31 protein-coding genes are annotated in these 26468 nt (G+C 72.8%); 16 read left to right on the top strand and 15 right to left on the bottom strand.

Annotation, left to right across the window (positions count from 1 at the left end; genetic code table 11):
- Positions 1 to 23: 23 nt before the first annotated feature.
- From GPA04_RS07930 to GPA04_RS07915, 4 genes are all read right to left on the bottom strand, one after another.
- Positions 24 to 707, bottom strand: coding sequence for an endonuclease (locus tag GPA04_RS07930; protein ID WP_156223562.1), 684 nt, complete (start codon positions 705 to 707; stop codon positions 24 to 26).
- A gap of 206 nt (positions 708 to 913) precedes the next feature.
- Positions 914 to 1795 carry a DUF4031 domain-containing protein gene (locus GPA04_RS07925; RefSeq protein ID WP_156223561.1) on the bottom strand — a complete coding sequence of 294 codons (882 nt, stop codon included), beginning with the start codon at positions 1793 to 1795 and terminating at the stop codon, positions 914 to 916.
- A 41-nt stretch (positions 1796 to 1836) separates the two neighbouring features.
- Positions 1837 to 2127 carry a WXG100 family type VII secretion target gene (locus tag GPA04_RS07920; protein WP_156223560.1) on the bottom strand — a complete coding sequence of 97 codons (291 nt, stop codon included), beginning with the start codon at positions 2125 to 2127 and terminating at the stop codon, positions 1837 to 1839.
- A gap of 135 nt (positions 2128 to 2262) precedes the next feature.
- The gene (locus GPA04_RS07915) at positions 2263 to 3210 is read right to left on the bottom strand and encodes an HD domain-containing protein (RefSeq protein WP_194238939.1); all 948 of its coding nucleotides are present in this window, start codon (positions 3208 to 3210) and stop codon (positions 2263 to 2265) included.
- 156 nt (positions 3211 to 3366) lie between these two features.
- Here GPA04_RS07915 and GPA04_RS07910 point away from each other — a divergent pair, with 156 nt between their 5' ends.
- The 6 genes from GPA04_RS07910 to GPA04_RS07885 are packed head-to-tail and all read left to right on the top strand — an operon-like array spanning position 3367 to position 7062.
- Positions 3367 to 3849 (top strand): MogA/MoaB family molybdenum cofactor biosynthesis protein, encoded by a 483-nt coding sequence (locus GPA04_RS07910; protein ID WP_156223559.1) that lies wholly within the window; start codon positions 3367 to 3369, stop codon positions 3847 to 3849.
- Positions 3842 to 4279: a molybdenum cofactor biosynthesis protein MoaE gene (locus GPA04_RS07905; protein WP_206674160.1), complete on the top strand. Its 438-nt coding sequence runs from the start codon at positions 3842 to 3844 to the stop codon at positions 4277 to 4279. Before GPA04_RS07910 ends, GPA04_RS07905 begins: the two co-directional genes overlap by 8 nt.
- A complete protein-coding gene (gene moaA / locus GPA04_RS07900) occupies positions 4276 to 5298 on the top strand; it encodes a GTP 3',8-cyclase MoaA (protein WP_156223558.1) in 1023 nt (340 codons plus the stop codon). The genes GPA04_RS07905 and moaA overlap by 4 nt, the downstream gene beginning before the upstream one ends.
- A 21-nt stretch (positions 5299 to 5319) precedes the next feature.
- Positions 5320 to 5925: a histidine phosphatase family protein gene (locus GPA04_RS07895; RefSeq protein ID WP_156223887.1), complete on the top strand. Its 606-nt coding sequence runs from the start codon at positions 5320 to 5322 to the stop codon at positions 5923 to 5925.
- A complete protein-coding gene (locus tag GPA04_RS07890; protein ID WP_241680668.1) occupies positions 5898 to 6233 on the top strand; it encodes a hypothetical protein in 336 nt (111 codons plus the stop codon). Before GPA04_RS07895 ends, GPA04_RS07890 begins: the two co-directional genes overlap by 28 nt.
- A gap of 37 nt (positions 6234 to 6270) precedes the next feature.
- Positions 6271 to 7062: an inositol monophosphatase family protein gene (locus tag GPA04_RS07885; protein WP_156223557.1), complete on the top strand. Its 792-nt coding sequence runs from the start codon at positions 6271 to 6273 to the stop codon at positions 7060 to 7062.
- A 3-nt stretch (positions 7063 to 7065) separates the two neighbouring features.
- Here GPA04_RS07885 and GPA04_RS07880 read toward each other — a convergent pair whose 3' ends face one another.
- The 7 genes from GPA04_RS07880 to GPA04_RS07850 form a co-directional block, all read right to left on the bottom strand.
- Positions 7066 to 7305, bottom strand: a complete 240-nt coding sequence (locus GPA04_RS07880) for a MoaD/ThiS family protein (protein ID WP_156223556.1) — start codon at positions 7303 to 7305, stop codon at positions 7066 to 7068.
- Positions 7302 to 7556 (bottom strand): DUF6457 domain-containing protein, encoded by a 255-nt coding sequence (locus tag GPA04_RS07875; protein ID WP_156223555.1) that lies wholly within the window; start codon positions 7554 to 7556, stop codon positions 7302 to 7304. The genes GPA04_RS07880 and GPA04_RS07875 overlap by 4 nt, the downstream gene beginning before the upstream one ends.
- A complete protein-coding gene (gene mobA, locus GPA04_RS07870) occupies positions 7549 to 8172 on the bottom strand; it encodes a molybdenum cofactor guanylyltransferase (protein WP_156223554.1) in 624 nt (207 codons plus the stop codon). The genes GPA04_RS07875 and mobA overlap by 8 nt, the downstream gene beginning before the upstream one ends.
- A 3-nt stretch (positions 8173 to 8175) precedes the next feature.
- The gene (moaC, locus tag GPA04_RS07865; RefSeq protein WP_156223553.1) at positions 8176 to 8652 is read right to left on the bottom strand and encodes a cyclic pyranopterin monophosphate synthase MoaC; all 477 of its coding nucleotides are present in this window, start codon (positions 8650 to 8652) and stop codon (positions 8176 to 8178) included.
- A complete protein-coding gene (locus GPA04_RS07860; RefSeq protein ID WP_156223552.1) occupies positions 8649 to 9875 on the bottom strand; it encodes a molybdopterin molybdotransferase MoeA in 1227 nt (408 codons plus the stop codon). Before GPA04_RS07860 ends, moaC begins: the two co-directional genes overlap by 4 nt.
- Positions 9872 to 11026 (bottom strand): ThiF family adenylyltransferase, encoded by a 1155-nt coding sequence (locus GPA04_RS07855; protein WP_156223551.1) that lies wholly within the window; start codon positions 11024 to 11026, stop codon positions 9872 to 9874. Before GPA04_RS07855 ends, GPA04_RS07860 begins: the two co-directional genes overlap by 4 nt.
- Positions 11027 to 11102: 76 nt before the next feature.
- Positions 11103 to 11867, bottom strand: a complete 765-nt coding sequence (locus tag GPA04_RS07850; RefSeq protein ID WP_156223550.1) for an SDR family NAD(P)-dependent oxidoreductase — start codon at positions 11865 to 11867, stop codon at positions 11103 to 11105.
- Between the two features lie 106 nt (positions 11868 to 11973).
- Here GPA04_RS07850 and GPA04_RS07845 point away from each other — a divergent pair, with 106 nt between their 5' ends.
- On the top strand, positions 11974 to 12717 hold the full coding sequence (locus tag GPA04_RS07845; protein WP_156223549.1) for a hypothetical protein: 744 nt from the start codon (positions 11974 to 11976) through the stop codon (positions 12715 to 12717).
- Between the two features lie 34 nt (positions 12718 to 12751).
- Here GPA04_RS07845 and GPA04_RS07840 read toward each other — a convergent pair whose 3' ends face one another.
- Positions 12752 to 13768, bottom strand: a complete 1017-nt coding sequence (locus GPA04_RS07840; RefSeq protein WP_156223548.1) for a LacI family DNA-binding transcriptional regulator — start codon at positions 13766 to 13768, stop codon at positions 12752 to 12754.
- Between the two features lie 216 nt (positions 13769 to 13984).
- On the opposite strand from GPA04_RS07840, the gene GPA04_RS07835 reads away from it, so the two are divergent.
- The 4 genes from GPA04_RS07835 to GPA04_RS07820 all read left to right on the top strand — a co-directional run bounded on the left by GPA04_RS07835 (position 13985) and on the right by GPA04_RS07820 (position 19188).
- On the top strand, positions 13985 to 15883 hold the full coding sequence (locus tag GPA04_RS07835; RefSeq protein WP_206674159.1) for a glycoside hydrolase family 127 protein: 1899 nt from the start codon (positions 13985 to 13987) through the stop codon (positions 15881 to 15883).
- 136 nt (positions 15884 to 16019) lie between these two features.
- On the top strand, positions 16020 to 17384 hold the full coding sequence (locus tag GPA04_RS07830) for an extracellular solute-binding protein (RefSeq protein WP_156223546.1): 1365 nt from the start codon (positions 16020 to 16022) through the stop codon (positions 17382 to 17384).
- Positions 17381 to 18325 carry a carbohydrate ABC transporter permease gene (locus GPA04_RS07825; RefSeq protein ID WP_241680667.1) on the top strand — a complete coding sequence of 315 codons (945 nt, stop codon included), beginning with the start codon at positions 17381 to 17383 and terminating at the stop codon, positions 18323 to 18325. Before GPA04_RS07830 ends, GPA04_RS07825 begins: the two co-directional genes overlap by 4 nt.
- Complete coding sequence (locus GPA04_RS07820) at positions 18322 to 19188, top strand: carbohydrate ABC transporter permease (RefSeq protein ID WP_156223545.1); 867 nt, start codon at positions 18322 to 18324, stop codon at positions 19186 to 19188. The genes GPA04_RS07825 and GPA04_RS07820 overlap by 4 nt, the downstream gene beginning before the upstream one ends.
- Here GPA04_RS07820 and GPA04_RS07815 read toward each other — a convergent pair.
- Genes GPA04_RS07815 through GPA04_RS07805 form a run of 3 tightly spaced genes read right to left on the bottom strand, consistent with a single transcriptional unit; the run spans position 19178 to position 22012 of the window.
- Positions 19178 to 20206 carry a Gfo/Idh/MocA family protein gene (locus tag GPA04_RS07815; protein WP_156223544.1) on the bottom strand — a complete coding sequence of 343 codons (1029 nt, stop codon included), beginning with the start codon at positions 20204 to 20206 and terminating at the stop codon, positions 19178 to 19180. The two genes, GPA04_RS07820 and GPA04_RS07815, sit on opposite strands and share 11 nt — an antisense overlap.
- A 13-nt stretch (positions 20207 to 20219) precedes the next feature.
- Positions 20220 to 20996, bottom strand: a complete 777-nt coding sequence (locus tag GPA04_RS07810) for an SDR family oxidoreductase (protein WP_156223543.1) — start codon at positions 20994 to 20996, stop codon at positions 20220 to 20222.
- A gap of 14 nt (positions 20997 to 21010) precedes the next feature.
- Positions 21011 to 22012: a LacI family DNA-binding transcriptional regulator gene (locus tag GPA04_RS07805; protein WP_156223542.1), complete on the bottom strand. Its 1002-nt coding sequence runs from the start codon at positions 22010 to 22012 to the stop codon at positions 21011 to 21013.
- A gap of 128 nt (positions 22013 to 22140) precedes the next feature.
- Between GPA04_RS07805 and GPA04_RS07800 the strand changes: the two genes are divergently transcribed.
- The 5 genes from GPA04_RS07800 to GPA04_RS07780 form a co-directional block, all read left to right on the top strand.
- Positions 22141 to 23949, top strand: coding sequence for a glycoside hydrolase family 2 protein (locus tag GPA04_RS07800; RefSeq protein ID WP_156223541.1), 1809 nt, complete (start codon positions 22141 to 22143; stop codon positions 23947 to 23949).
- 69 nt (positions 23950 to 24018) lie between these two features.
- Positions 24019 to 24417 carry a TOBE domain-containing protein gene (locus GPA04_RS07795; RefSeq protein ID WP_156223540.1) on the top strand — a complete coding sequence of 133 codons (399 nt, stop codon included), beginning with the start codon at positions 24019 to 24021 and terminating at the stop codon, positions 24415 to 24417.
- Positions 24414 to 25226: a molybdate ABC transporter substrate-binding protein gene (gene modA, locus GPA04_RS07790; RefSeq protein WP_156223539.1), complete on the top strand. Its 813-nt coding sequence runs from the start codon at positions 24414 to 24416 to the stop codon at positions 25224 to 25226. The genes GPA04_RS07795 and modA overlap by 4 nt, the downstream gene beginning before the upstream one ends.
- Positions 25226 to 26041, top strand: coding sequence for an ABC transporter permease (locus GPA04_RS07785; protein WP_156223538.1), 816 nt, complete (start codon positions 25226 to 25228; stop codon positions 26039 to 26041). Before modA ends, GPA04_RS07785 begins: the two co-directional genes overlap by 1 nt.
- A partial coding sequence (locus GPA04_RS07780) for an ATP-binding cassette domain-containing protein (protein ID WP_156223537.1) occupies positions 26038 to 26468 on the top strand: 431 nt, incomplete at its 3' end. The genes GPA04_RS07785 and GPA04_RS07780, both read left to right, overlap by 4 nt.

Here is a 26468-nt window from a genome sequence, read left to right as displayed (position 1 = left end):
TTCGCTGAGAGCGAACGGCTGGATCAGGAACCCGCTGGTGCCCTGCTCGTGCCGACTGGGCGCAGGGTCGTCCGGACGCAGGCGGCCGCCAGCCGAGGCAGGTCGTGGGGGTCGACAAGACCGGCGAGCTCGTCGGGCTGTTCGGGCAGGCCCAGCTGCTTGGCGCCGTCGAGCACGCGATCGTCCAGGTAGGGAGCGACGTCCGGCCACACCGCCTGCGCCTCGCGCAGCACGATGTGCGCTGCGTGCGTACCCACACCGGGGATCCGCCGCAGCTCGCGGTGCAGACCGGTGGGGGAGTCGGCGTCGCGGTAGAGCCGGCGTAGGTCACCCGAGCAGCGCTCGACGACGTGCTCTCCGGCGCGCACCAGCAGCGTCGCCTTCGTGTGGTGGAACCGCCAGTAGCCGGCGAGCGTCATCGCTCGCGCCACGTCGTCGGGCTCGGCTGCGGCGAGCGTCGCCGCGGTGCGCGTCAGCGGCCGAAGCGCGGCCGAGGCCCGGATCGCGGTGGTGTGCTGCACCGGAGCGGCCAGCAGGGAGGCGAGCACCAGCAGGCGGAACAGCGGTGCCGGGGTGTCGCGCAGGTCGATCCCCGCTTCCTCGGAGAAGGTCCGGGTCTCCCGGGCCAGCCGCGCGGCCAGGTCTCCGGCTGGTTCGGACCGGGCGTGATCCTCGAGCGTGCTCGCTGCTCGCACGGGTTCGGACATGGTGATGCCTCCTTGTACGTCAGGGTGGGGTGCTGCGGCAGGGGTCGTCGATGGAGCCCGGCGGGCGTGCTGGCCGCACGGGTCGCCACCGACCGGGTGCACGGGTTGGTGGGCACGCTCGCGCCCCGGGAGTCCCGAACCCGGTCATGCCGCCCCGTCTGGTCTGGTCGACCGCGAGGGGGCGATCGCTGTGCTGGCCCTCCCGGTCAGCCGGTGAGCGTCTGGAGCTCGCGGCGCAGGTTCGCCCCGGCGCGCTCCTGCCACAGGTGGCGGCCGCGCTCGGTCCGGTACAGCGGGTCGAGCGCGAGCAGCTGCCGCAGCACCGCGGCGCGCCCGGAGCGCCAGTCGGCGTCGCTCACGTGCGCGTAGTCCAGCCGCACCGCAGCGACGTACCGGTCGTAGCGGGCCGGCTCGGCACCGAGCACCGCCAGGTCGGCGTCGCACAGCAGCGCTCCGTGGCGATCGCCCGGCTCCGGCCGGTGATCCGTCGTCACCCGGACCAGCCGGGCCACCTCGGCGACATCGCTCGCGGGCAGGTGGCCGGCCAGCACGGTCTCCGCGAGCAGCGCCGAGGCCTCCTCGTCGGTGCCCGGGGCGCCGTCGTAGACCGCGTCGTGGAACCATGCCGCGAGCGTCACCACGAGCGGTGCCGCCTCCCCGGGGTCGGTCACCGCGTCGAGCGCGTCGAGCACCGCGAGGAGGTGGGTGACGTCGTGGTAGTGCCGGTGCGGCTCCGACCACCGCGCGAGCAGCTCCTCCCGCAACGGCACGGCCGCCGCGAGCGCGCCCGGCCATCGTTGCTGCAGCACCGCTCGCGCGTGCGCGGGGCGCTCGCGCGAGGTCACCCGCAGCCCGCTGGCACGCAGCCGCCGGATCAGCTCGGACCCGCTCACCGGCACCGCCCCCAGGGCGATCAGGTCCTCGCGGCGAGCCTCGGACACGTCGTAGTGGTCCCGGTCGAAGGCCCGCGGCGCGATCCCGGCCCGCTCGGCGAACGCGTGCAGCTCTGCGAGCGAGGTGTCGGAGACCAGGTGGGCGAACACCGTCCCGTGCGCGGGCCACCGCGCAGCATCGATGAGCACCACCACCCGACCAGGCTAGGCCGCGCGGCAGCCCCCTGCGACCGCCGTCAGCGCGCGAACATCCGCAGCGCACTGGTCTCGGCCTCCTCGTACTGCCGAGAACCGGCGTCGAGGCACAGGGCGATGGAGTCCAGCGAGCTCTCCACCTGCTGCTGCGTGACCCGCCAGTCGGCGAGCACGGTGCTGAAGGCCGCCGAGGCGCTGCCGCGCCAGGAGTCCTGCAGCGCCGCGAGGTGCCCCATCATCGCGCTGACCTCGCTGCGGATCGCCGCCGCCGAGGCGCGTGCGTTCCCGCCCGCCCGCAGGATCTCGCCGCTGTCGACCTCGAACCGTGCCATGTGTCCATCCCTTCGCCGTGGCGTCGTTGTTCGACGCCGATGCAGCGACGCTAGGGACGGAGCCGGTCACGCGCCGGTCGGGGAAGGGGGTGCTGTGGACGGTGGTGCATCGGGGCGCACCTGTGGACAGCCGCCTCAGCGGGTGGGCGGCCTCGACATCGACGAGCCGTCGTCGTCGGCGGCGCGGCCACGGCGGGCCGCCTCGCGCTCGCGGGCCTTGCGCTCGGCGCGCTCGGCCTTCTCGCGCTGCCGCCGCTCGCGGTCGGCTTCTGCCGCCGCGCGGCGCTCACCGGCACGCTCGCGTGCGGCACGGCGCGCGACGTCGACACGATCGGCAGCCGTCAACGGCGCGGGCTCGGTCACCGGGCCGGCCTCGGCGGGACCCTCACCGAGCACCGCCATCTTCGCGGCGACCATCTCGGCGACGTGCGACTCCTCGCCCTCACCGCGTTCCGGCAGCGTCGTGAGCTCGATCTCCAGGCGTGCCCGCTCGGCCCGCAGGTTGTCGCGCGCCGCGTTCTCCCAGCCGTGCCCGAGCGGGCTGGCGAACAGCGTCCGCCGTTCCAGCAGCCGGCCGATGATCGCCAGCCTGGCCTCGACGTAGTCGCGATCGGGGATGTGGCTGTACTCCTCGCGCACCTCGCGCAGGTAGGCCTCATACCGCTGCGGCTCGGCCGCCAGACCACCGAGATCGGCGTCGCACAGGGCCTGGGCGTCGATGTCGTTGCCCGGCGCCACGTGCCGCGAGAGGTACTGGATCAGTGTGCCGATCCGCTCGATCGCCTTCTCGGGGACGCCGAGCGCACCCAGCTCGCTGCGGGCCAGCTCCGCCGACGCCTCGGCATCGGCGCCGCCCCGGTGCGCGTAGGCGCTCGGCGCAGCGCTCGTGAAGACGGCGCCGTGATACCACGCCGCGAGCCGCACGACATCGGGCTGGTGCGTCTCGGCGGCGAGCTCGTCCACCCGCGCCAGCACGGCGATCAGCCGCTTGAGGTTGTGGTGGACACGCTCCTCGGAGGTCCACCGCTCGATCAGCGCCTGACCGGTGCTCTCGATCGCTGCTCGGTCGGCTGTGGCGCCCACCGCTTCGACGCTGCGCCGCCACGCTGACAACAGCCACTGCGGCGCTTCGGTGCTACCCACCGTGTGCTCATCCCCTCGTCCCGCCTGTCGGGCCGTGCCATGGTACGCCGGGCAGATGACATCGGGTCCGCCCTGCAGGCGCATACTCTTGGCGAGATGAGCAGCCCCCGCGCGGTCGTGATCACGGTCTCGGACCGTTGCTCGACCAGCGCGGCCGAGGACCGCTCCGGACCTCACGCCGCGACCCTGCTCACCGAGGCGGGCTACGCCGTCGACGGCGTCCGGGTGGTGCCCGACGGTGTCGAGAGCGTCCAGCAGGCGCTCGCGGCCGCCGTCGCCGAGGGCGCCCGGGTCGTGGTCACGGCAGGCGGGACCGGCGTCGGGCCGCGTGACCTCACGCCCGAGGCGACGGCAGCCCTGCTGGAGCGCACACTCCCCGGCATCGCCGAGGAGATCCGCCGTGTCGGTTCCCACACCGTCCCGACGGCGTTGCTCAGCCGTGGTCTCGTCGGCACCCTGGGCGGGGCCGTCGTGATCAACGCGCCGGGGTCGCCCGGCGGCGTCACCGACACGCTGGCGGTCGTGGTGCCGCTGCTGGAACATCTCCTCGCACAGCTGGACGGTGGCGACCATGGCTGAGCCCGGTCTGGTCGTGCTCGCCGAGCTCCGCGACGAGGCGCTCGACGTCGGAGCTCACCTCGACGTCGTCCTCACCTCGGCGGTCGGCGCCGTCGCCTCGTTCGTGGGCACCGTCCGCGACCACAGCCCCGACGCTGCGGGCGAGGTCGTCGAGCTCGAGTACTCGGCGCATCCCGACGCGACGTCGGCGCTGACGGCGATCGCGCACCGCGTGGCCGAACGGTTCGAGGGCGTGCGGCTCGCCGTGAGCCACCGCACCGGGACCCTGCGGGTCGGTGACGTCGCCATCGTCGTCGCTGCCGCAGACGCGCACCGCGACATGGCGTTCGAGGCCTGCCGCGCGCTGGTCGAGGCCGTCAAGGCCGAGCTGCCGGTGTGGAAGAAGCAGGTCCTCGCCGACGGCTCGCACACCTGGGTGGGATCGGCATGAGCGTCCAGGTCTCCGAGGGCCTGCGGGGCCCGCTGGTCGACCGCCACGGGCGCGTGCACCGCGACCTGCGGATCTCGCTGACCGACGTCTGCAACCTCCGCTGCACCTACTGCATGCCCGCCGAGGGCGTGCCGTGGCTGGCGCGCGAGAACATCCTCACCACCGACGAGCTGGTCCGGGCCGCCGAGATCGCTGCAGCACTGGGGATCGTCGAGGTGCGGCTGACCGGGGGTGAGCCGCTGCTGCGGCCCGACGTCGTCGACGTCGTCGCCCGCATGGCCGCCATCGAGGGCGAGCAGGGTCCGCTGGAGGTCTCGATGACCACCAACGCGCTCAGGCTGCCCACGCTCGCCGGGAGGCTGAAGGACGCCGGGCTGACCCGCCTCAACATCAGCCTCGACACGCTGCAGCGCGAGGTGTTCCACTCGCTGACCCGCCGCGACCGTCTCGACGACACCCTCGAGGGCATCGACGCCGCCATCGCCGCAGGCTTCGCGCCGATCAAGCTGAACGCGGTCGCCATGCGGGGCGTCAACGACGGCGAGCTGACCGACCTGCTGCGCTACGCCGTCGAGCGGGGCCTCGAGCTGCGCTTCATCGAGCAGATGCCTCTCGACGCCGGCCACGTCTGGTCGCGACCCGAGATGGTCACCGGTGAGGAGATCCTCGACGCGCTCGCGCAGGAGTTCATGCTGACCGAGCTGCCCGGCCGCGGCGCCGCCCCCGCGGAGCGGTTCCAGGTCGACGGCGGGCCGAGCACCGTGGGCGTGATCGCATCGGTGACGCGCCCGTTCTGCGGCGCGTGCGACCGGGTCAGGCTCACGGCCGACGGCCAGCTCCGCAACTGCCTGTTCGCCCGGACCGAGTCCGACCTCGCCGGGCTCATGCGCGGCGGCGGCACCGACGACGACCTGGCGCAGCTCATGCACACCTGCATCGTCGGCAAGCTTCCCGGCCACGGCATCGACGAGCCGGGCTTCCTGCAGCCCGATCGGCCGATGTCCGCCATCGGCGGCTGACATGCTGGTGCCGTGACAGTGATGCGTACGACGCCGTCCGGACGCCTCGTGCTCCTCCGGCACGGCGAGACTGAGTGGTCCCGCTCCGGCCAGCACACCGGCCGCACGGACATCCCCCTGACACCCCATGGCGAGGACCAGGCGCGCGCGGTCGCGCAGGCGCTCGCCGACTTCAGCTTCGTGCTCACGCTCAGCTCGCCGCTGCAGCGGGCCTACCGCACGGCCGAGCTCGCGGGCCTGACCCCCGAGCTCGACGAGGACCTCCTGGAGTGGGACTACGGCGGCTACGAGGGCCGCACCACGCCGGAGATCCGGGAGGAGCTCGGCTACGACTGGAGCGTGTTCCGTGACGGCGTGGTGCCGGGCGAGACCCCCGGCGAGACCGTCGAGGAGGTCGCCGGACGCGCCTCCCGGGTGGTCAAGCGCGCCCTGGAGGCCATGGCCGACGGCGATGTCGCCCTGGTCGGTCACGGCCACTACTCGCGCGTGCTCGCCACCGTGTTCCTGCAGCAGGAGCCGCGCATGGGCGCGAAGCTGCTCCTGGACGCGGGGTCGCTCAGCGTGCTCGAGTACGAGCGCGAGGAACCCGCGATCCGCGCGTGGAACATCCCGGCACGCACCTCGTGATCGAGGAGCCCCGGGCGAGCCGTCGGATCGAGATCACGATGCGCAAGCCGTGGTTCGCGCTGTACGGGTTCGTCAGGCCGACGCTCGTGATCGCAGGGCGCACGCAACCGGTCCAGTGGGGGCTCGGGACCTGGCGGGTGCCGGCCGACGAGGCCGTGTCGTTCGGAGCGTTCCTCTTCAACCGGCTCTGGCGCTTCGGGCAGGCCGAGCTCGTGCTCGAGCCCGAGCACCCGCCGGCGATCGAGTACCGGGCACCGGTGCTGCCGTTCGTCCGCGGGCGCATGCGCGCGGTCACCGAAATCGGGTGAGCTCCACCACGGCCCCGCTGGACTAACGTGGTCGTACGTGGAGACCCAAGCCGTCCTGGACCTGCTGCGCCAGACCGCGATCGACGTGATCACCCCGCGCTTCCGCGCGCTCGCCGAGGGTGAGGTGTTCGAGAAGGACCACCCCGGTGACCTCGTGACCGTCGCCGACCGCGAGTCGGAGGAGGTGATCACGGCCGCGCTCCGGCGCGCCTACCCGGACGCCATGATCCTGGGCGAGGAGGCTGCCGCAGCCGACCCCAGCCTCCTGGCCGCCTTCGCCACCGCCGAGCACTCCTTCACGATCGACCCGATCGACGGCACCTGGAACTTCGTGCACGGCAAGCCCGACCACGCGGTGATGGTCGCCGAGCTGCGCTCCGGCGAGGTCGTCCGCAGCTGGATCTGGCAGCCCGAGCACCAGCTGGCGTTCGTGGCCGAGAAGGGTGCCGGCGCCTACCGCAACGGCGAGCGGCTGCCGACCCTCGAGGTCGCGGACGACACGACCAGCTGGCGCGGCATCAGCTCCCAGACGCAGATCCGTGACGGTCACTTCGACGGGCTGACGGCGGTCGGCGAGACATGGTTCTGCGCCGGCGTCGACTACTCCCACCTCGCCGCGGGCGACGTGGACTTCATCGTGTTCGCGCACGGCAAGCCGTGGGACCACGCGCCCGGCCAGCTCCTGATCGGCGAGGTGGGCGGGACGATCCAGCGGCCCGACGGCAGCAGCTACCGTCCCGCCGACCCCCGGCCGTGGCTGGTGGGTGCCGCCAGCCCGGCGGTCGCCGACGGCGTCCGGGCCGCCCTCGGGGACGCGTTCGGCTCCTGAGGATCAGCCGCCCGCGAAGGGCGGCAGGATGTCGACCACGTCGGCGTCGGCGATCGGTGCCTCCGGGTCGTCCACCCGCCGGCCGTCGACCAGCACCGCGCAGCGGGCGAGCACGCGCTCGAGATCCGGCCCGTGGGCCGCGATCATCCGCGCACGCAGGTCACCGAGCGTGCCCGCGTGGATCGCCTCGCTCGGGGTACCGGCCGCCTCGGCGGCAGCCGCGAAGTAGCGCACCTGGGTCATGACGCCTCCCACGCGAGCGCCGCCTCGCTGGCACGTCCGCACGCCACCCGCACGGCCTCCGGCGTCCCGCCCTGGCGGGCCGCGGCGAGACCGACGATGAACGCGCTCACGGGAGCGGCCGGGCGGTCGACGTGGTGCGCGACGTCCCGGGTCATGTCGAGCAGGGCGCGCAGCTCGACGGCGGAGCTGTCCACCCCCAGGGTCGTGCACAGGTGCTCGACCCAGGACTGGATCGGGGGCAGGTCACTCATCGGTGCCTCCTCGAGCTCGGCGACGGCGGGCGATGCTCAGATCCTCCCAGGTGTCGATGTCCGCCGTCGCAGAAGCGGGCGCCTCGACGGGCCGGAGCGCCAGCCCGGACAGCAGCCGGCGCGCCGACCGCCCCGCGGGGTCGCCGAGCTCGGCGAGCGCGGCGTCCAGCGCGCTGCGGCGGTAGATCCCGGCCAGCCACTGCGGTCGCCCCGTCTCGTCCACGAGATGGGCACCGGCCTCCGTCACGCCCGCGACCCACACCGCCGTCAGCGCGCCCACGGCCGCCACCGGGTCGGCGAGGTCACAGGCGAGCACGAGCACCGCCGTCGAGCACTGCTCGGAGGGGCCCAGGGCCGCGAGGCCGGCGCCGAGCCCGGCCACCGGGCCGCCGAAGGGCGGCCGCTCCTGCACCACCGCGACCCCCGGTTCCAGCGAATCCGGACCGACCACCACGCACCGCCGCGCACCCGCGGCACGGGCGGCCGCGACCGCGCGGTCGACCAGGCGCGCCCCCTCCAGCAGCAGGGTCGCCTTGTCCTGCCCCTCGAGCCGGGTGCTGCGGCCGCCCGCGAGCACGACCGCGTCGAGCGACGGCGGGTCCCCGGGCCGCGACATCGGTCAGCGGGTCCAGTCGCCGGACTTGCCGCCGGTCTTGGCCTCCAGGCGCACGTGCGCGATCTCGGTGCCCTTGTCGAGCGCCTTGACCATGTCGACGACGGCGAGCGCCGCCACCGAGGCGGCCGTGAGCGCCTCCATCTCGACGCCGGTCCGGTCGGCGGTGCGCACGGTCGCGCGGATCGCGACACCCTCGTCGGTGATCTGGACGTCGACGACGGCCCCGTGCACCCCGATCACGTGCGCCAGCGGCAGCAGGTCGGGGGTCTTCTTCGCGGCCGCGATCCCGGCGATCCGGGCGACCGCCAGCACGTCGCCCTTCGGAACGGTGTCCTCCCGCAGCGCCGCCACCACCTGCGGCGCGCACGCGACCAGTGCGGACGCCGTCGCGGAGCGCACGGTCGGCTGCTTCTCGGTGACGTCGACCATGCGCGCCGCGCCGGTGCTGTCGATGTGGGTGAACCGCCGTGGGTGGTTCATCGTGCTCCCTCCAGGACGTGGATCTCGTCTCCGGCGCGCACCTCGGTGACCGCCGCGGGCACCCGGGCGAGGCCGTCGGCACCGGCCAGGCCGCCCACCAGGTGGCTGCCGGACCCACGCCTGGACGCCGGGTGCACCAGCGGCGTGATGCCCTCGTGGCTGATCGTCACCGGCATGTACTGCTCGCGCCCGGCGGGGCTCGTCCAGTCGACGGCGGCCCGCGCGGGCAGGAACCGGGGCTCGACGGCGAGCTCGCCGGCGAGGCGCCGCAGCGCGGACCGCACGAACACCTCGAACGAGACGTAGACGCTGACCGGGTTCCCGGGCAGCGTGATCACGAGCGTGCCGTCCTCGAGCCGTCCCGACCCCTGCGGCTTGCCCGGCTGCATCGCGACAGGTCCGAACCACATCGTCGGCAGCGGTGCCAGCACGGCCTTGACCACGTCGTAGGCGCCGACGCTGACGCCGCCGGAGAGGATGATCGCGTCGACCTGCGGGGAGAGGCTCGCGAGCGTCTCGCGCAGCGCGTCCTCCTCGTCCGGCACGGCAGCCACCCGGACCGGCAGGCACCCCGCCTCGGCCACCGAGGCGGCGAGCACGTGGCTGTTGGACTCCGGGATCTGCCCGAACGCCAGCGGCCGTCCAGGCTCGACCAGCTCGGAGCCGGTCGAGATCACCGCGACACGCGGGCGGGCGTGGAGGTCGAGGATGCCGTGGCCCGCCGCCGCGGCCGCACCCAGGTGCCGTGCGGTCAGCCGCGTCCCGGCGCGCAGCACGAGGTCGCCGACCGTGAGGTCGTCACCGGCGCGGCGCACGTGCGCACCGGTGGCCGCCGGCCGGCGGATCGCCACGGAGGAGGTCCCGCCGTCGGTCGCCTCGACCGGGACGATCGCGTCCGCGCCGTCGGGCAGCGGCGCTCCGGTCATGATCCGCATCACGGTCCCCGGGCTCAGCGTGAGCCGGTCGGTCCGGCCGGCGGGGATGTCGTCGGCCACCGGGAGCACGAGCGGACGATCCGGCGTCGCGTCCGCGACGTCGGCCGCGATCACGGCGTAGCCGTCCATCGCCGAGTTGGTGAAGGGCGGGATCTGCTCGCGGGCGAGCAGATCGGTCGCGAGCACGAGCCCGAGGGCGTCGGTCAGGGGAGTCGGCGCCCTCGAGACCGGTGCGATGTCCGCCAGCAGCCGCGCGCGGTAGTCGTCGGCGCTGATCGGGGCGTTCATGACGTGCGCACGTTCTCGTGCTCGGCGGCCACCCACGCGGGGTAGCCGCCCACCAGCCAGCGGGCATCGATGCCCGCGGCTCGCAGCGCCGTGGCGGCGCGCTCGGCCCGCGGCCCGACCTGGCAGTACGCGACCACGACGGCATCGCGCGGGATCGCCTCCCGCCCGGTCTCGGTGAGCACGTGCGCGAGCGGGATGTGGAGGGCGCCCGGGATCGCGCCGTGGGCCACCTCAAAGGTCTCGCGGACGTCGAGGAGCGTCACCGGCTCGCCCTGCGCCACCGCCGCCCGGAGCTGGTCGATGTCCACGGCGTCCGCCACAGGGGACCGCTCGGGCGCGCGAGCCGGCGCCTCGACCGGCGCGGAGCGGACGGGCGTCGAGCGGCGCTCGCGCGGCCGGAGCGGCACCTCGGTCCAGCGCTGGGCCAGGGCGTCGAGCACGAGCACCCTGCCGAGCAGCGGCTCGCCGATGCCGGTGATCAGCTTGATCGCCTCGGTCGCCATCGTCGATCCGACCTGGCCGGTGAGCGAGCCCAGCACCCCGGCCTCGGCGCAGGAGGGGACCGAGCCGGGCGCGGGCGGGTCGGGGAACAGGTCGCGCAGGGTCGTGCCGCCGCCGGCGAGGTCCGGTCGCGCCCAGAACACCGAGATCTGGGCGTCGAAGCCGAGGACCGATGCCCACACGAGCGGGATGCCGAGCTCGGCGCAGGCGTCGGAGACGGCGTACCGGGTCTCGAAGGTGTCGGTGCCGTCGAGCACGAGGTCGTACCCGCGGAGCATCGCGGTCGCGTTGTCCGCCGTCAGGCGCTCGCGGTGCGGCTCGATCACCAGGTCGGGGTCGATGGCGCGCAGCCGCTCGGCCGCGCTGTCGAGCTTGCTGCGCCCCACGTCGTCGACCCCGTGGAGCACCTGCCGCTGCAGGTTGGTGCGGTCGACGACGTCGTCGTCGATGATGCCGAGGGTGCCCACACCCGCGGCCGCGAGGTAGAGCAGCGCGGGTGAGCCCAGCCCGCCGGCGCCGACCACGCACACGCGCGCCGCCAGCAACCGCCGCTGCGCGACCTCGCCGAGCGCCGGGAGCAGCAGGTGTCGCGCATAGGTCTCCGTCTGCTCCGGGGTCAGCGGCGGTCCGGGCGGCACGAGCGGTTCCACACGCTCACGCTAAGCCACGGCACGGCGAACGCGTGCCCCGGGTCGGGCGCCGACGGCGCACGCAGCCGGCAGCGGCTCAGCGCGGCGGCATCCGCAGCGCCCCGTCGAGGCGGATGGTCTCGCCGTTGAGCATCGGGTTCTCGACGACGTGCGCGGCCAGCGCGGCGTACTCCTCGGGCCTGCCGAGCCGCGCAGGGTGCGGTGTCTGCGCCTCCAGGGCCGCCATCGCGTCGCTGGGGAGCCCGGCCAGCAGCGGCGTCGCGAAGGTGCCGGGTGCGATCGAGACCACCCGGATCAGATGCTGGGCGAGGTCGCGTGCCGCCGGCAGCGTGAGCGCGGCGACACCTCCCTTGGAGGCCGCGTAGGCGGCCTGCCCGACCTGCCCGTCGAACGCCGCGACCGAGGAGGTCATGACCACGACGCCGCGCTCGCCGTCGACCGGTTCGAGACCGGCCATCGCCTGGGCGGCCAGCCGGAGTACGTTGGCGGTGCCGACGAGGTTGATGTCGATGACCCGGCGCAGGTCCTCCAGCGGCAGCACCCCCGCGCGGCCCAGCAGCCGGCCCGGCGTCGCCACACCCGCGCACGTCACGGCGACCCGCAGCTCGCCCAGCCCGGCGGCCCGCTCGACGGCGGCGCGCACCTGGTCCTCGTCACGGACGTCGGCGGGGACGAACGTGGCGCGCTCGCCGAGCGAGGCGGCGAACGTCTCGCCGGCGGCGCCCGGGAGGTCGAGCACGATCACGGCGGCGCCGTCCTCGTGGAACCTGGTGGCGGTCGCGGCACCGAGCCCGGAGGCCCCACCGGTGATCAGGACCACGGTGTCCTGCGTGATGCGCATGAGTGGCACGGTAGCGGCACGCCGGAGGATTTCCCGGGCGGAAGTGGCTAAGCCGGGGTCAGAACCTGTAGCGTCAACTTCTGACGTTCACCAACAAGGGGGTCCCGTGTCCGGTCGCGAGGTCCGCGCCTGGCTCGGCGCACGGGTCGAGGAGCTGGGATACCAGCGGCTCGACCAGCGCGGCCAGGAGGATACCTTCGTCGACCCCGAGACCGGTCACCGCGTCACGCTCGTGCCCTACCCCCGCTGGGGACGGCGCACGGACATGCTGACGGTCGAGTCCAGCCTGCCGCTGCCCGATGGTGGCCGCACGGTGGCGTTCCGGCTCGACGTCGGCAGCCAGGTGCACCCGCAGGGTGCGGCCGTGCCGGGGCGCTGGAACCCGCAGCAGCTCCGGGAGCTGTGCCAGTCGGTCGTGCTTCCCTACCTCCGGCGGGCGCGCAGCGCCGAGGACATCCTCGCGATGCTGCTCTCGGGCGAGGTCCGCCCCGTGGGCTCCGCGGATGCCTCTGCCGTGCTGCAGCACGGGTACTTCCTCGCGAAGTGGTGGCAGCTGCACGGCCAGATCTCGCGGCTGCGCGACGTCGCCGAGGACCTGCCTGCGCCCGAGCGGGTGCGGTTGCAGCACGCCCCGTGGGGGCGGACCGAGCTGGCCGAGGTGCTGTGGTTCAACCGGGACCTGCCTCCGGCGCCCGAGCGGCTCCCGTGGGGTCCCGGGGACCAGGGCGACCCGCGTGCCGAGCGCTGGTTCCGCCACGCCTCGCGCAGCGACCAGCTGCGGGAGGCGGCCGCCGCCTCCGGCGAGACGGCTGTGGCACTGGGACAGGTCCAGAGCCCTCGCCGGGTCTGAGCCGGCGGAGGTCAGCTCCCCGGAGGTCGCGGCGTCAGCTCGCTGAGTCGTCGGTCGAGGCGCGCAGCACGAGCCGCGGGGGCACGTGCTCGATGCCCGAGTGCGGCCGCCCCGCGATGGCGTCGAGCAGCCGCTCGGCGGCGATCCTGCCCACCTCGGTCAGCGCGGTGTCCACCGTGGTCAGCGGCGGTCGTGCCCCGGTGGCGATGATCTCCCAGTTGTCGGTGCCGATGACGGCGACGTCGCGGGGTACGTGCTTGCCCAGCTCGCGCAGGCTGTCGGTGACCCCGCGCGCCAGCAGGTCGCTGCCGCAGGAGATCGCGTCGACGTCCGGGTGCGCCCGCAGCAGCATCTGTGTGGCCTGCCGGCCCCAGTCCTCGGCCCAGCCGCCGAAGTAGGGCGGCGCGACCAGCTCGGTCCCGCCCGCGGCGAGCGCCTGCTGCAGGCCCGCGAGGCGCTGCTGCGCGGCGTCGAACCGCTCCGGCCCGGTGATGTGGGCGACCCGCGTGCGGCCCATCCGCAGGAAGTGCTCGCCGGCGATGCGACCCACCGCGACGTCGTCGACCACGATCGAGCAGTCCTGGGGGTTGGCGGAGGGCGTGAGGGCGTAGACGACCGGCGTCCCCGGCTCCACCGCGAGGGGCTGCCGGATGTTCGAGCTGCGGCCGGTGACGATGAAGCCGTCGACGCGGCGTCCCTGCAGGACGTCGATGTAGTGCTTCTCGCGGATCGGGTCGTCGCGGCTGTCGCACAGGAACACCGAGATCCGACCGGCGCCGAGCGCGTCCTCGGCGCCGAGCATGACCGGCACGCTGAAGCGCTCGAAGCTGTCGGTGGTGATCATGCCGACGGTGTAGCTGCGGCGCTCGAACACGCTGCGTGCGAGCTCGTTGGGTCGGAACCCGGTCTCGGCCGCGGCAGCGAGGATCCGCTGGCGGGTCTGGGCGCTGATCTGGCCCGTGCCGTTCAGCGCCTTCGACACCGTGCCGGGGGAGACCCCCGCGCGCGCGGCGACATCGCGGATGGTCGTGCGCCGTTGCCCGTCGCTCACCGGAGCCCCCTCTCGTTTCCGGAAACTCTAGCGGGCGACAGCGGCTGCGAGACGACATCGAGCAGAGCCGGGTGGACCGAGGCGGGTACGGATCTAGGAAACAACGGAAACATGTTGCACAACGTGCGGTGGTCGTGCCACGATGGCCGACGTCGCTCGGCTGAGCCCGGAGACAACACGTTCAACGCCGCACGATCCGCGTCACCGAGGAGCCTCGTGTCCGAGCACCACACCCACGTCCAGACCCGCACCGCCGAGCGGGTGCAGCCCGCCGGCGGCGGGCCGGTCCAGCCGCGCGCCACCACGACGCTGAGCCCGCTGGGCTTCGGCGACGTGCGCCTGACCGGGGGTTTCCTCGCCCGGCTGCAGCAGGAGAACGCCAGCACCTCGATCGTGCGCGGTCACGAGCACCTCGAGCGCCAGCAGGCCTGGACGAACTTCGAGAACGCGGCCGCTCGCCACGTCGGCCGGCCCTATCACGGCCCGGTGTTCGAGGACGGTGAGGCGTTCAAGTGGCTCGAGGCCACGGCCTGGGAGCACGGCCGGTCGGACGACCACCGGCTCGGGCAGTGGTTGGACTCGAGGATCGAGCTGGTCGCCTCGGCGCAGGCGGAGGACGGCTACCTCTCGACCTTCAACCAGGCGGCGGGCAAGCGGGGTCGCTACGAGTGGATCTCCTACGACCACGAGATCTTCAACATGGCCACGATGATCCAGGCGGCGGTGGCGCGCTACCGGACCTCCGGATCGGCCGACCTGCTCGCGGTCGCGCGCCGTGCCGCGGATCACCTGGCCGACACCTTCGGCGTCGACAAGCGGCGCGAGACCTGCGGCCACCCGCTGGTGGAGATGGCGCTCGTCGAGCTGTACCGGGTCACCGGGGAGGCGCGCTACCTGGACCTCGCGTCCTACTTCGTCGAGATGCGCGGTCATGGGACGCTCACCGATCCCACCTGGCAGGGCTGGACGTCGGTCTACTTCAGCGACCGCATCCCGGTGCGCGAGACCGTGTACCCCGAGGGGCACGCGGTGCGCGCGGTGTACTTCGCCGCCGGTGCCACCGACGTGGCGATCGAGACCGGTGACACCGAGCTCTTCGACACCCTGCGCCGCCAGTGGGACAACATGGTCGAGGCGAAGATGTACGTCAACGGCAGCCTGGGCTCACGCTGGGAGGGTGAGGCCTTCGGCGATCCCTACGAGCTGCCGACCGACCGCGGCTACGGCGAGACCTGCGCGGCGATCGCCAGCATCCAGTGGAGCTGGCGGCTGCTGCTCGCCACGGGCGAGTCCAGGTACGCCGACCTGATCGAGCGCCAGCTCTACAACGCGGTGCTCTCGGGTGTGACGCTCGACGGCGACCGCTACTTCTACGTCAACACCCTCCAGGTCCGCGAGGGTGCGATCGCCTACGACGACCGGATGGGTGCCGCCGGTCGGCAGGAGTGGTTCGGCTGCTCGTGCTGCCCCACCAACCTCATGCGGACGCTGGCCTCCTGGCACCACTACCTCGCGACGAGCTCGGAGCACGGGCTGCAGCTGCAGCAGTACGGCGCGGCACAGGTGACCGGTGGCGGGCTGTCGGTCCGGGTCAGGACCGAGTACCCGTGGCAGGGCGAGATCGAGGTCGTCGTCGAGTCCGCACCCGACGCCTCCCGCGAGATGGCGCTGCGCATCCCCGGCTGGGCACGCGAGGCGACCCTGCACGTCGAGGGCGAGCCGGTCGCCGTCGTCGCCGGCGAGTACGCCAGGATCACGCGCACGTGGCGCCCGGGCGACGTCGTCCGGCTGGTGCTCCCCATGGCCCCCCGCCTGACGCGCGGCCACCACCGGGTGGACGCCGTGCGCGGCGCCGTCGCGATCGAGCGTGGGCCGCTGGTCTACGCGATCGAGCACCTCGACCAGGAGGGCGTCGCGGTCGACGACGCCGCACTGACCTCCACGGAGCTGACCGAGCAGTGGCGCGGCGACCTGTTCGGAGGGATCCCGGTCGTGACCGCGCCCGCGCGCAACCTTCCCGACGGCGATGCCGGCCGGGTCGTCGCGATCCCGTACTTCATGTGGGCCAACCGTGACATCGGACCGATGAAGGTCTGGCTGCCGATGGACGGCTGAGCGCAGAACACGCACGCACCACCACCCACGAACCGGCACCTGCCGGCTCGTCGATCCGCCGTACCCACGCACGGCTGCACCCACTCATGACTGCTGCCAGCCATGGCCGCACACATCCACTGCAAGGAGTCCGACAATGAAGCCGCTCATCCTCAACCGCCGCGACGTCTTCCGCCTCGGCGGAGCCGCCGCTCTCGGGACCGCCGTCGGCGGCTCCCTGATCGCCTGCAGCTCGGCCGGACCCCAGCTGCAGTACATGTTCTGGGGTTCGACGGCGGAGCAGGAGGCCGTCGAGGGCATGCTGACCTCGTTCGAGGACACACTCGACGGCGAGCTCACGATCGAGCCGCTGTACACGCCCGACGACTACGACACCAAGCTCAACGCGCTGGTCGCGAGCAACAGGATGCCGGACGTCGCCTACATCTCCAACGGGATGGCCTACCGGCTCGCCGAGCAGGGCAAGCTCCTCGACCTGGCGCCCTACTTCGAGGACCACCCGGGGATCGGTGGCCGGCTGCCCGAGGCCTACAACTACTGGTCCGAGACGCAGACCTTCGGGACCCCCGCGGCTCTGGAGATCATGTGCCTGTTCACCAACAAGGCCGCCTTCGCCGAGGCGGGTGTCGACCTGCCGCCGGTCACGGGGGCTGACGCCTGGAGCTGGGACGACTTCGTCGACGCCGCCTACCGGCTGACCGTCGACCAGAGCGGTCGGCGCCCCGACGAGGACGGCTTCGACCCCACCCAGGTCGCGCGGTTCGGCACCCTCGCGAACATGTGGTCGGCCGCCTGGTACGGCCTGCTGCTCAGCAACGGCGTCGACGTGGTCGACGCCTCGGGCACCACCACCCAGCTCAACAGCCCCGAGGCCGTGGCGGTGCTGCAGAACCTCGTGGACCTCATGCACGAGCACAGGGTCGCGCCCTCGCCCACGCAGCTGGGCAACAACGCGCCCTCGACCCCGGCGCAGCTGGCCTCGAACCGGCTCGGGATGGCGATCGACGGGCAGTGGGCGTTGCTGGACATCAGCAAGTCGGAGTTCGACTACGGCATCGGGGTGCTGCCCAGCTACGGCACTCCCATGACCGCCTCGATGGGCGGCGCGATCGGGATCTCGGCGGAGACCGAGCACCTCGAGGAGGCGCTCGCGCTGTACGTGCACCAGTCCGACCCGACGGTCGTGGGCCTGTTCGGTGAAGGCCTCTGGATGCCGGTCGAGGAGAAGTACTACACGGACGAGGAGCTGATCGCGACCTGGACCGACAACGACGTGCACCCGCCGGAGTACCGGACCGCCGTCGTGGACTACACGATGTCGAGCTCCAAGAGGTACTTCGCCGAGACGATGAAGAACTACGAGGCGATCGACAAGATCATCTCGCCGGCACTGGAGCGCGTGCAGACCGGTGAGGAGGAGGTCCAGGCGGTCATGGACGAGATCGCCGCCGAGCTCAACGACGGGGTGCTGCAGGGCTTCTACCCCAACCCGTTGGTGTGAGCGGCGTCAGCACCGCGGCGGCCCCGACCGGCGCTCGCCGCCGGGGTCGCCGACCCACCACCGGTCGGTCCGAGGCCCGCTGGGGCGTGCTGTTCGCGATGCCGGCGATCCTCGGGTTCCTCATCTTCACCATCGGGCCGATGATCGCGTCCTTCTTCCTCAGCCTGACGGACTGGACGGTCGGCGGCACACCCGGCTTCATCGGCGTCGACAACTACGTGGCGCTCACGCAGGACAAGCTGTTCTGGAAGTCCCTGGGCGTCACCACCTACTACACCTTGGCGGCCGTCCCGCTGGCGCTGCTCGTCGGGTTCGTCGTCGCGCTGCTGGTCAATGCCGGCTGGCGGCTGCAGTCGCTGTGGCGGACGGTGTACTACCTGCCCACGCTGGTCCCTGCCGTGGCCAGCGCCGTGCTGTGGATCTGGATCTTCAACCCGGACTCCGGTCTCTTCAACTCGGTGCTGCGGGCCGTCGGGTTGCCGACGTCGAACTGGATCTACTCGGAGTCGACGGCCGTCCCCTCGCTGATCATCATGAGCACCTGGGGCTTCGGCAACGCGATGGTGATCTTCCTCGCCGGGCTGCAGGGCGTGCCGCGACAGCTGTACGAAGCGGTCTCGCTCGACGGCGGGAACGCCTGGTCCAAGTTCCGGCACGTCACGCTGCCCTTCATGACGCCCGTGATCTTCTACAACCTCGTGACCGGTGTGATCGGCACGTTCCAGGTGTTCAACCAGGCCTACATCATGACGAGCGGCGGGCCGAACAACGCCACCCTCTTCTACATCTACTACCTGTACACGAAGGCCTTCACCGACAGCGAGATGGGGTATGCGAGCGCGCTCGCCTGGGTGCTCTTCGTCATCGTGCTGGTGATCACGGCGTTGCTCTTCCGCAACGCCCGCAGCTGGGTCTACTACGAGACGGGGGACACCCGATGAGCACCGCCACCCGGTCGCGTCCGGACGGCGGGCGCCGGATCTCGCGCGGGATGATGTTCCTGCTGCTGGCCTTCGGCGCGCTGGTGATGCTGGCGCCGTTCGCGTGGTTGATCCGCAGCGCCCTCATGACCGACGCCCAGATCTTCATCAACCCGCCGCAGTGGCTCCCGAACCCGGTCGCCTGGGAGAACTTCCCCGACGCGCTGACGGCGCAGCCGTTCGCACGCTACTTCCTCAACACGATGATCATCGAGGTGTTCGTGGTCACCGGCACGGTGCTCACGTGCGCGCTGACCGCCTTCAGCTTCGCGCGCCTGCGCTGGCGCGGCCGGAACGTGGTGTTCGGGGTGCTGCTCACCGGTGTGATGCTGCCGTACGCGGTGACGCTGATCCCCACGTTCGTGGGGTGGGCGGCGCTCGGTGCGCTCGACACCTTCCTGCCGCTGATCGTGCCGGCCTGGTTCGCGGGGGCCGGTGGCGGTGTCTTCAACATCTTCCTGTTCCGGCAGTTCTTCCTCACGATCCCGTACGAGATGGACGAAGCGGCCTACATCGACGGCGCGAACCCGTGGCAGGTGTTCATCAGCATCGTGATGCCGCTGTCGAAGCCGGTGGTCGTGGTCGTCGTGATCTTCACGTTCATCGGGGTCTGGAACGACTTCCTCGGCCCGCTCCTGTACCTGAGCTCCAGCGACAACTTCACGCTCGCGCTCGGGCTGGCGACCTTCCAGAGCGCGTACACCGCGCAGTGGGGGCTGCTGATGGCGGCGTCGTTGGTGGTGATCCTGCCGATCGTGCTGCTGTTCTTCGTGCTGCAGCGCTACTTCGTGGAGGGCGTCACGCTCACCGGTATCAAGGGCTGACGGCGGCACCCGCGGTCTGGACCTGGACCGGCGCGCCGCCCGCGGCGAGCGAGGTCTGGGCCGCGATCACCACCGCGACATCGGCCGTTGCCGAGGTCGGCGTGACCAGGGGCGACCCGCCGCCGCGGATCGCCGCAGCCCAGTCGCGCACGATGAGGGCGTGGCTGTCGTAGTAGCACTCGACCTCGGAGATCGCTGTCACGTCGGCTCCCCGGACCAGACGTGCACCGCCGCCGTGGGCCTCGTAGTCGACCGCGACGTCGATCATCCCCTGGCTGCCCAGCACCGTCGCCTCGACCTCGACCGCGCGGCTCGGCGTGCCCCAGCAGTACAGCGACTGCGCCACCAGCCCGGAGTCGAAGGTGAGGTCGAGCGCGTACGCCTCCGCCCCGGGAGTGGTGCGCCGGGTGGTGCGGTGGGCCGCCACCGCGGTGATCGGGCCCGCGAGTGCCCGCAGCAGACTGATGTGGTGGGTCGCCTGGTCCCAGAGCAGCCCGGCCATCGGCTGATCGCCCTGCCGCCAGGCGGACTCGGCCCAGACGCCGTCGAGCGTGTAGGCCCGCGTGGTGCGCAACGCCAGCACCTCCCCGACCGTGCCGGCCTCGATCGCGGCGCGCGCGGCGCGGACCGCCCGCAGGTGCGGGTAGTTCTCCGCGACGGCGGCCATCCGACCGGCCGCGGCCGCGGCGCGCTCCACCCGGTGGCAGTCGGCCAGCGTGAGCGCCAGCGGCTTCTCGACCAGCACGTGCAGACCCTGGTCGAGGGCCTCGACCGCGGCGTCGGCGTGACCGGCGTGCGGGATCCGGATGTCGACGGCGTCGAGCTCCTCGTGCGCGAGCGCGTCGGCGAGCGAGGCGTACGGTCGCGCACCCAGCGGTGCGGCGAGGCTGTGCGCCCGGATCGGGTCGCGGTCGACGACGGCGACCACCTCGACCTCGCCGCCGAGCTGCGGGTAGATGTCCCGCGCCATGATCGTGCCCATGGCACCGGCGCCGACGAGCGCCACCCTGGTGGTCATCGACTCCCCTCCGTCACAGCGCCGCGGTCATGCCGCCGTCGGCGTACACGATCTGGCCGTTGACGTAGGCAGCATCGTCGGAGCACAGCCAGAGCGCGGGCCCCACGAGCTCGGCCAGCTCGCCCCAGCGCCGCGCCGGCGTACGGTCCTCGACCCAGCCGGAGAACGTCGGGTCGGCCATCAGCGGCGCATTCAGCTCGGTGGCGAGATAGCCGGGCGCCAAACCGTTCGCACGCAGCCCGAGCGGCCCCCACTCGACGCACATCGCGCGCGTCAGACCGGCCAGGCCGGCCTTGGACGCGGCGTACGGGGCCGTGGTGGCTCGCGCCCGCGCGGTCTGGACCGAGCAGATGTTGAGGATCGCGCCGGACCCCGCCTCGATCATGGCCGGCGCGACGTGGCGGGAGACGAGGAAGGCGCCCGTGAGGTTGGTCTGGATCACCGCCTGCCAGTCCGCCACCGAGATCTCCGTGAGCGGGCCGCGGCGCTGGATCCCGGCGTTGTTGACCAGCACGTCGACGGCACCGACGGTCGAGGCGATCTCGGCGACCGCCGCGCGCACGGCGTCCTCGTCGGTGACGTCGAAGGCCACCGACCCGACCGATCCGCTGCCGCCGGCGTCGGCGATCTGCTGAGCCAACGCGCGTTCGGTCTCGACCAGCGCCTCGGGCGAGCGTGCGTTGAGCACCACGGTCGCCCCGGCGGCGGCGAAGCCCGAGGCCAGCTCTGCTCCGATGCCGCGCGAGGACCCGGTCACCAGGACGACGCGTCCCTCATAGCTCTGCCTCACACGGACTCCTTCGGTCACGATCGCTCGCCGGTGGTGCTGCCTCGCTCCACCAGACGATGGGGCAGCAGGTAACGCGCGGGCTGCGCGTCGCCGTCGAGCTGGGCTCTGAGCTCGCGGAGCGCGGCGGCGGCGACCTCGTCGGGAAGCGGCCCGACCGATGTCAGGCCGGGCGTGGAGCGGGCACCCTCGCTCATGTTGTCGAACCCGGCCACGGCGACGTCGTCGGGCACGGACCGCCCGGTGCGCGCGATCGCCTTCATCGCACCGATCGCCGCGGAGTCGTTCATGGCGAAGATCGCGTCGACGGCCGGCACCCGCTCGAGCGCGCCGAGGGTTGCCTGCAGGCCTGCGTCGAAGTTCCAGCCGGAGCTGATCATCAGCGCGGGGTCGACGTCGATGCCGGCCTCGTCCAGGGCATCGACGTAGCCGGCTGTCCGCAGCTCGCACGTGAGCGCGGGTCCGTTGTGCGCGCCGAGCAGCGCGATCCGGTGCCGCCCCAGCCCGATCAGGTGCTGCACCGCGTCGTGCACCGCGAGCCGGTTGTCGGGCCCGACGTGCGCGACCTTCTCGCCGAGCCCGCGGTCGCCGATGAGCACGACCGGGAACGTCGGGTGCCGGCTCGAGGAGTCCTCGGGCGTCAGCGCCACCGAGGACATGATCACCCCGTCGGCGAACACCTGGTCGCCTCCCAGGATCGCCAGCTCGTTCTCGCGACGTGACCGGGTGGTCACCACCAGCACGCGCAGGTCGTCACCGGCGGCCCGGTCGATCACGCACTGCGCCAGCTCCGCGAAGTACGGCTCGGTCAGCGAGGGGAGGGCGAGCGCCACCGTGGACGTGCGTCCCTGGCGCAGCTGCCGGGCCGGTGCGAAGGTGCGGTAGCCGAGGGCGCGGATGCTCGCCTCGACCTTCGCGCGGGTCTCCGGTCGCACCGGCACCGACCCGGTGACGACGTTCGAGACCGTCCGCTGCGAGACGCCCGCGTGCTGGGCGACGTCCCGCATCGTGACCGCCACGAACTCTCCTCGCTTCCGGAACCGCTCCGCCGAGCCGCACAGCCGTGAGGGTTGCGCTCGTCCTACCTTCTCGTACATGCTACGTAGCAATCCTAGTTCTACCCCTGATATCCCCCGGAGTTTCGACGATGAGCATCCCGCGCCCCGAGCACCCCCGCCCGCAGCTGGTCCGCGAGCGGTGGCTGAACCTCAACGGCACCTGGCAGTTCGAGATCGACCGGGGCGACTCCGGTCTGGAGCGAGGGTTGCTGGAGCGCGACCTGGAGCGCGAGATCGTGGTGCCGTTCGCACCGGAGTCGCGGGCCTCCGGCATCGAGGACGTCGACTTCCTGCACGCGGTCTGGTACCGCCGGACCGTGACGATCCCGGCCGACTGGGCCGGTGACGAGGTGCTGCTGCACCTGGGCGCGGTGGATCACGACGCCACCGTGTGGGCGAACGGCACCGAGGTCGCGCGTCACCGTGGCGGCTTCACGCCGTTCACGGCGAACCTGGCCGGCGTGGCCGCGCCCGGCGAGGACGTCACGATCGTGGTGCGGGCGCGCGACCCGAAGGCCGGCCCGCAGGCGCGCGGCAAGCAGTCTGTCCTGTACGCCAACGCCACCTGCCACTACACCCGCACGACCGGGATCTGGCAGACCGTGTGGCTGGAGGCGGTGCCCGCGCAGCGCATCGAGCGGGTCCGCGTCACGCCCCGCTTCACCGATGGTGCCTTCGACGTCGAGGCGACCGTGCGCCGACAGACCCAGGGGCTGCGCCTCGCCGTCGAGATCCGCGACGCCGACGGCGTCGTCGTCACCGGCGAGGCGAGCGCGGACGACGACATGAGCCCCTCGCTCCGGCTCGTGCTGCCGGAGGACCGGCGCCGCGCGTGGTCGACGACGGACCCTCACCTCTACGACCTCACGGTCAGCCTGGTCGGCGCCGACGGGGCGATCGACAGCGTCGAGTCCTACGCCGGGCTGCGCTCGGTGTCGGTGCGCGGCCAGCAGGTGCTGATCAACGGCGAGCGGGTGTTCCAGCGGCTGGTCCTGGACCAGGGCTACTGGGCGGACACGATCATGACGGCTCCGAGCGACGAGGCGCTGAAGGCCGACATCGAGCTCGGCATCGCGGCGGGCTTCAACGGCGCACGGCTGCACCAGAAGGTCTTCGAGGAGCGCTACCTCTACCACGCGGACCGGTTGGGCTACCTGGTGTGGGGCGAGTTCGGGGACTGGGGCGCCGGGGTGGACGGCACGGTCGAGAACCGCCAGCAGCCCACCACCACCTTCGTCACGCAGTGGCTCGAGGCGCTGCAGCGCGACGTCAACCACCCCTCGATCGTGGGCTGGTGCCCGCTCAACGAGACGTGGCAGGCCATCACCGACCACGTCACGCAGCTCGACGACGTCACGCACGCGATGTACCTGGCGACCAAGCTCGCCGACCCGACCCGCCCGGTGCTGGACGCCTCCGGCTACTCCCACCGCGTGCCCGGGGCCGACATCTACGACTCGCACCTGTACGAGCAGGACCCGGCCGCCTTCGCCGAGCTGATGTCCGGGCTCGAGAGCGGCTCGCCCTACGTCAACGAGCACGACGACCGGGCGATCTCCCTGCCGTACGCCGGGCAGCCCTACTTCTGCTCCGAGTACGGCGGCATCTGGTGGAACGCGGCCAAGGCCGACGCCGCGGGCACCGACCGACGCGAGTCGTGGGGCTACGGCGACCGGGTCGCCGACATCGAGGAGTGGTACACGCGCTTCGCTGGCCTGACCGACGCGCTCCTCGACGACCCGCGGATGTTCGGCTACTGCTACACGCAGCTGACCGACACGTTCCAGGAGGAGAACGGGATCTACGACTTCGATCGCCGGCCCAAGTTCGACCTCGACCGGGTGCGAGCGATCCAGACCCGCGCGGCCGGTTACGAGACGCACGGTCCCTCCGCCTGAGGCGAGGGTCGCCGCCGGGCAGGCGGGTTTGCCTCGACGTCCGCATCTGCGGAGGTACAGTGCCGTTTTGTGACGCAGTATCGGATCAGCGAGGCGGCCCGCCTGCTCGGCGTGAGCGACGACACCGTGCGCCGCTGGATCGAGCAGGGCAAGCTCGGCACGAGCACGGACGCGGCCGGTCGCGCGGTCGTGGCGGGGACTGAGCTCGCCGCGCTCGCGCAGGCCGTGGCCTCGGCGACCCAGGACGACCCGCACGCCTCCAGCGCGCGGAACCGGTTCGTCGGCCTCGTCACGGCGATCCGGGCCGACACCGTGATGGCCCAGGTCGACCTGCAGTGCGGCCCGTTCCGGGTGGTGTCGCTGATGTCGGCCGAGGCGGTGCGGGACCTGGGGCTCGAGGTCGGATCCACCGCGGTGGCGGTCGTCAAGGCCACGACCGTGATCGTGGAGAAGGAGCGGCCGCGGTGAGGGCGCGCACCGTGGCGCTCGCCGCCGCGGCGACGCTGGCTCTGCTCGGGGCGTGCGGCTCCGGCGGCGGTACGGGGCCCGGTGACGGGCCCGACGGGCAGGAGCAGGTCCCTCACGAGCCGGGGCCACCGCAGGACCAGGTCCGCGGCACGGTGACGCTGTACGCGGCGGCCTCGCTGGAGACCGCGTTCGCCGATCTCATCACCGAGTTCGAGCAGCTCAACCCCGCGATCTCGGTGGCGCCGCCGGTCTACGACGGCAGCTCCACGCTGGTCACCCAGCTGACCGAGGGGGCTGACGCCGATGTCTTCGCCTCGGCAGCCGAGGCCGACATGGACGATCTCGTGGCCGCCGGGCTGACCGACGGCGACCCGGTGCTGTTCGCGACCAACACGCTCGTGATCGCCGTCGCGCCGGGGAACCCGCTCGGCATCGCGGACACGTCCGATCTCGTCGGGCACGACTACGTCGTCTGCGGGCCCGAGGTCCCCTGCGGCGCCGCGACCGCCTCCTTGTTCGAGCTCGACGGCGTCCCGCTCGACGCCGTGAGCCAGGAGCAGAACGTCACCGCGGTGGCCGAGCGGGTCGCCCGCGGCGAGGTCGACGCCGGCGTGGTCTACGCGACCGATGTCGGCTCCCGCTCCGACAGCCTGGAGGCCGTGGTGCCGAGCCGCGCGGCCGAGGTCGTCAGCAGCTATCCGATCACCACGCTGGTGGGCGCCGGCGAGGCTGCCGGTGCGTTCGTGGCGTTCGTCATCTCGGACGAGGGCCAGGCGGTGCTCGCCGAGCACGGCTTCGGCCGCCCCTGATGGCTGCCGACGAGCGGGTGGTCCGGGCAGCGCCGCTGCCGCGCTGGCTCCTGGTGCCGGCCGCCCTGGGTCTGGTGCTGCTCACCGTGCCGCTCCTCGCGATGCTGCCGCGCGTCGACTGGGCCGACCTGCCGGCGACGCTCGGCTCACCGGCGGCGCTCGACGCGCTCGGGCTCTCGATCCGGACGGCGGCGCTCGCCGTGGTGCTCTGCCTGCTGCTGGGGGTGCCGCTGGCCCTCGCGCTCTCGCGTGCCCGTCCGCGGGTGGCGACCGTGCTACGGGCGCTGGTGACGCTGCCGCTCGTGCTGCCACCGCTGGTGGGCGGGGTGGCGCTGCTGGCGGTGGTCGGGCGCACCGGGGTGCTGGGGCCCTGGCTCGAGCGGCTCGGCGTCACGATCGCCTTCACGCCGTGGGCGATCGTGCTGGCGCAGACCTTCGTGGCGCTCCCGTTCCTGGTCATCACGGTCGAGGGCAGCCTGCGCACCGTGGGCACCCGGTACGACACGGTGGCCGCGACCCTCGGTGGCCGCCCCTGGACCGTGCTGCGGCGGGTGACGCTACCGCTGATCGCGCCGAGCCTGGTCGGCGGGACCGTGCTCGCGTTCACGCGCGCCCTGGGGGAGTTCGGAGCCACCGCACTGGTCGCCGGCAACCGGCCCGGCGTCACGCAGACGGTCCCGATGGCGATCTACTCGGCCTTCAACGGTGCGGGCGTCACGCGTGACCTCGCGCTCGTGCTGTCGGTGCTGCTCGTGGCGACCGCCCTGGTGATCCTGCTGCTGGTGCCCGCCGTGCGACGTCGGGACGCCTGGTGACGGCGGAGCCCGGCATGGTCGTCGACGTCACGGCGGTGCGGGGCTCGTTCACCCTCGAGGCGCAGCTCGAGATCCCGGAGGCCGGGGTGCTCGCGGTCCTCGGACCGAACGGCTCGGGCAAGTCGACGCTGCTCGAGGTGCTCGCGGGGCTGCTGCCGCCGCAGCGGGGGGAGGTCCGCTGGCGCGGCAGGACGCTCTCGAGCGCGGACGGCCGGCTGGTGCCGCCGGCGTCCCGCCGCGTGGGTCTGCTCGCCCAGGACCCGCTGCTGTTCCCGCACCTGACCGTGCGCGAGAACGTGGCCTTCGGGCTGCGGGCGCGGCGCGAGCGGGACGCCGCGCCGGTCGCCGACCGGTGGCTCGAGCGGCTCGGCGTCGCAGCGCTCGCGGCTCGCCGGCCGCGGCAGCTGTCGGGCGGCCAGGCCGCGCG

The organism is Pseudactinotalea suaedae, from assembly GCF_009733815.1.
Lineage (GTDB): Bacteria > Actinomycetota > Actinomycetes > Actinomycetales > Beutenbergiaceae > Pseudactinotalea > Pseudactinotalea suaedae.
Note: the sequence above shows the minus strand (reverse complement) of the source record. Positions and strands in the feature narration are given on the sequence as shown.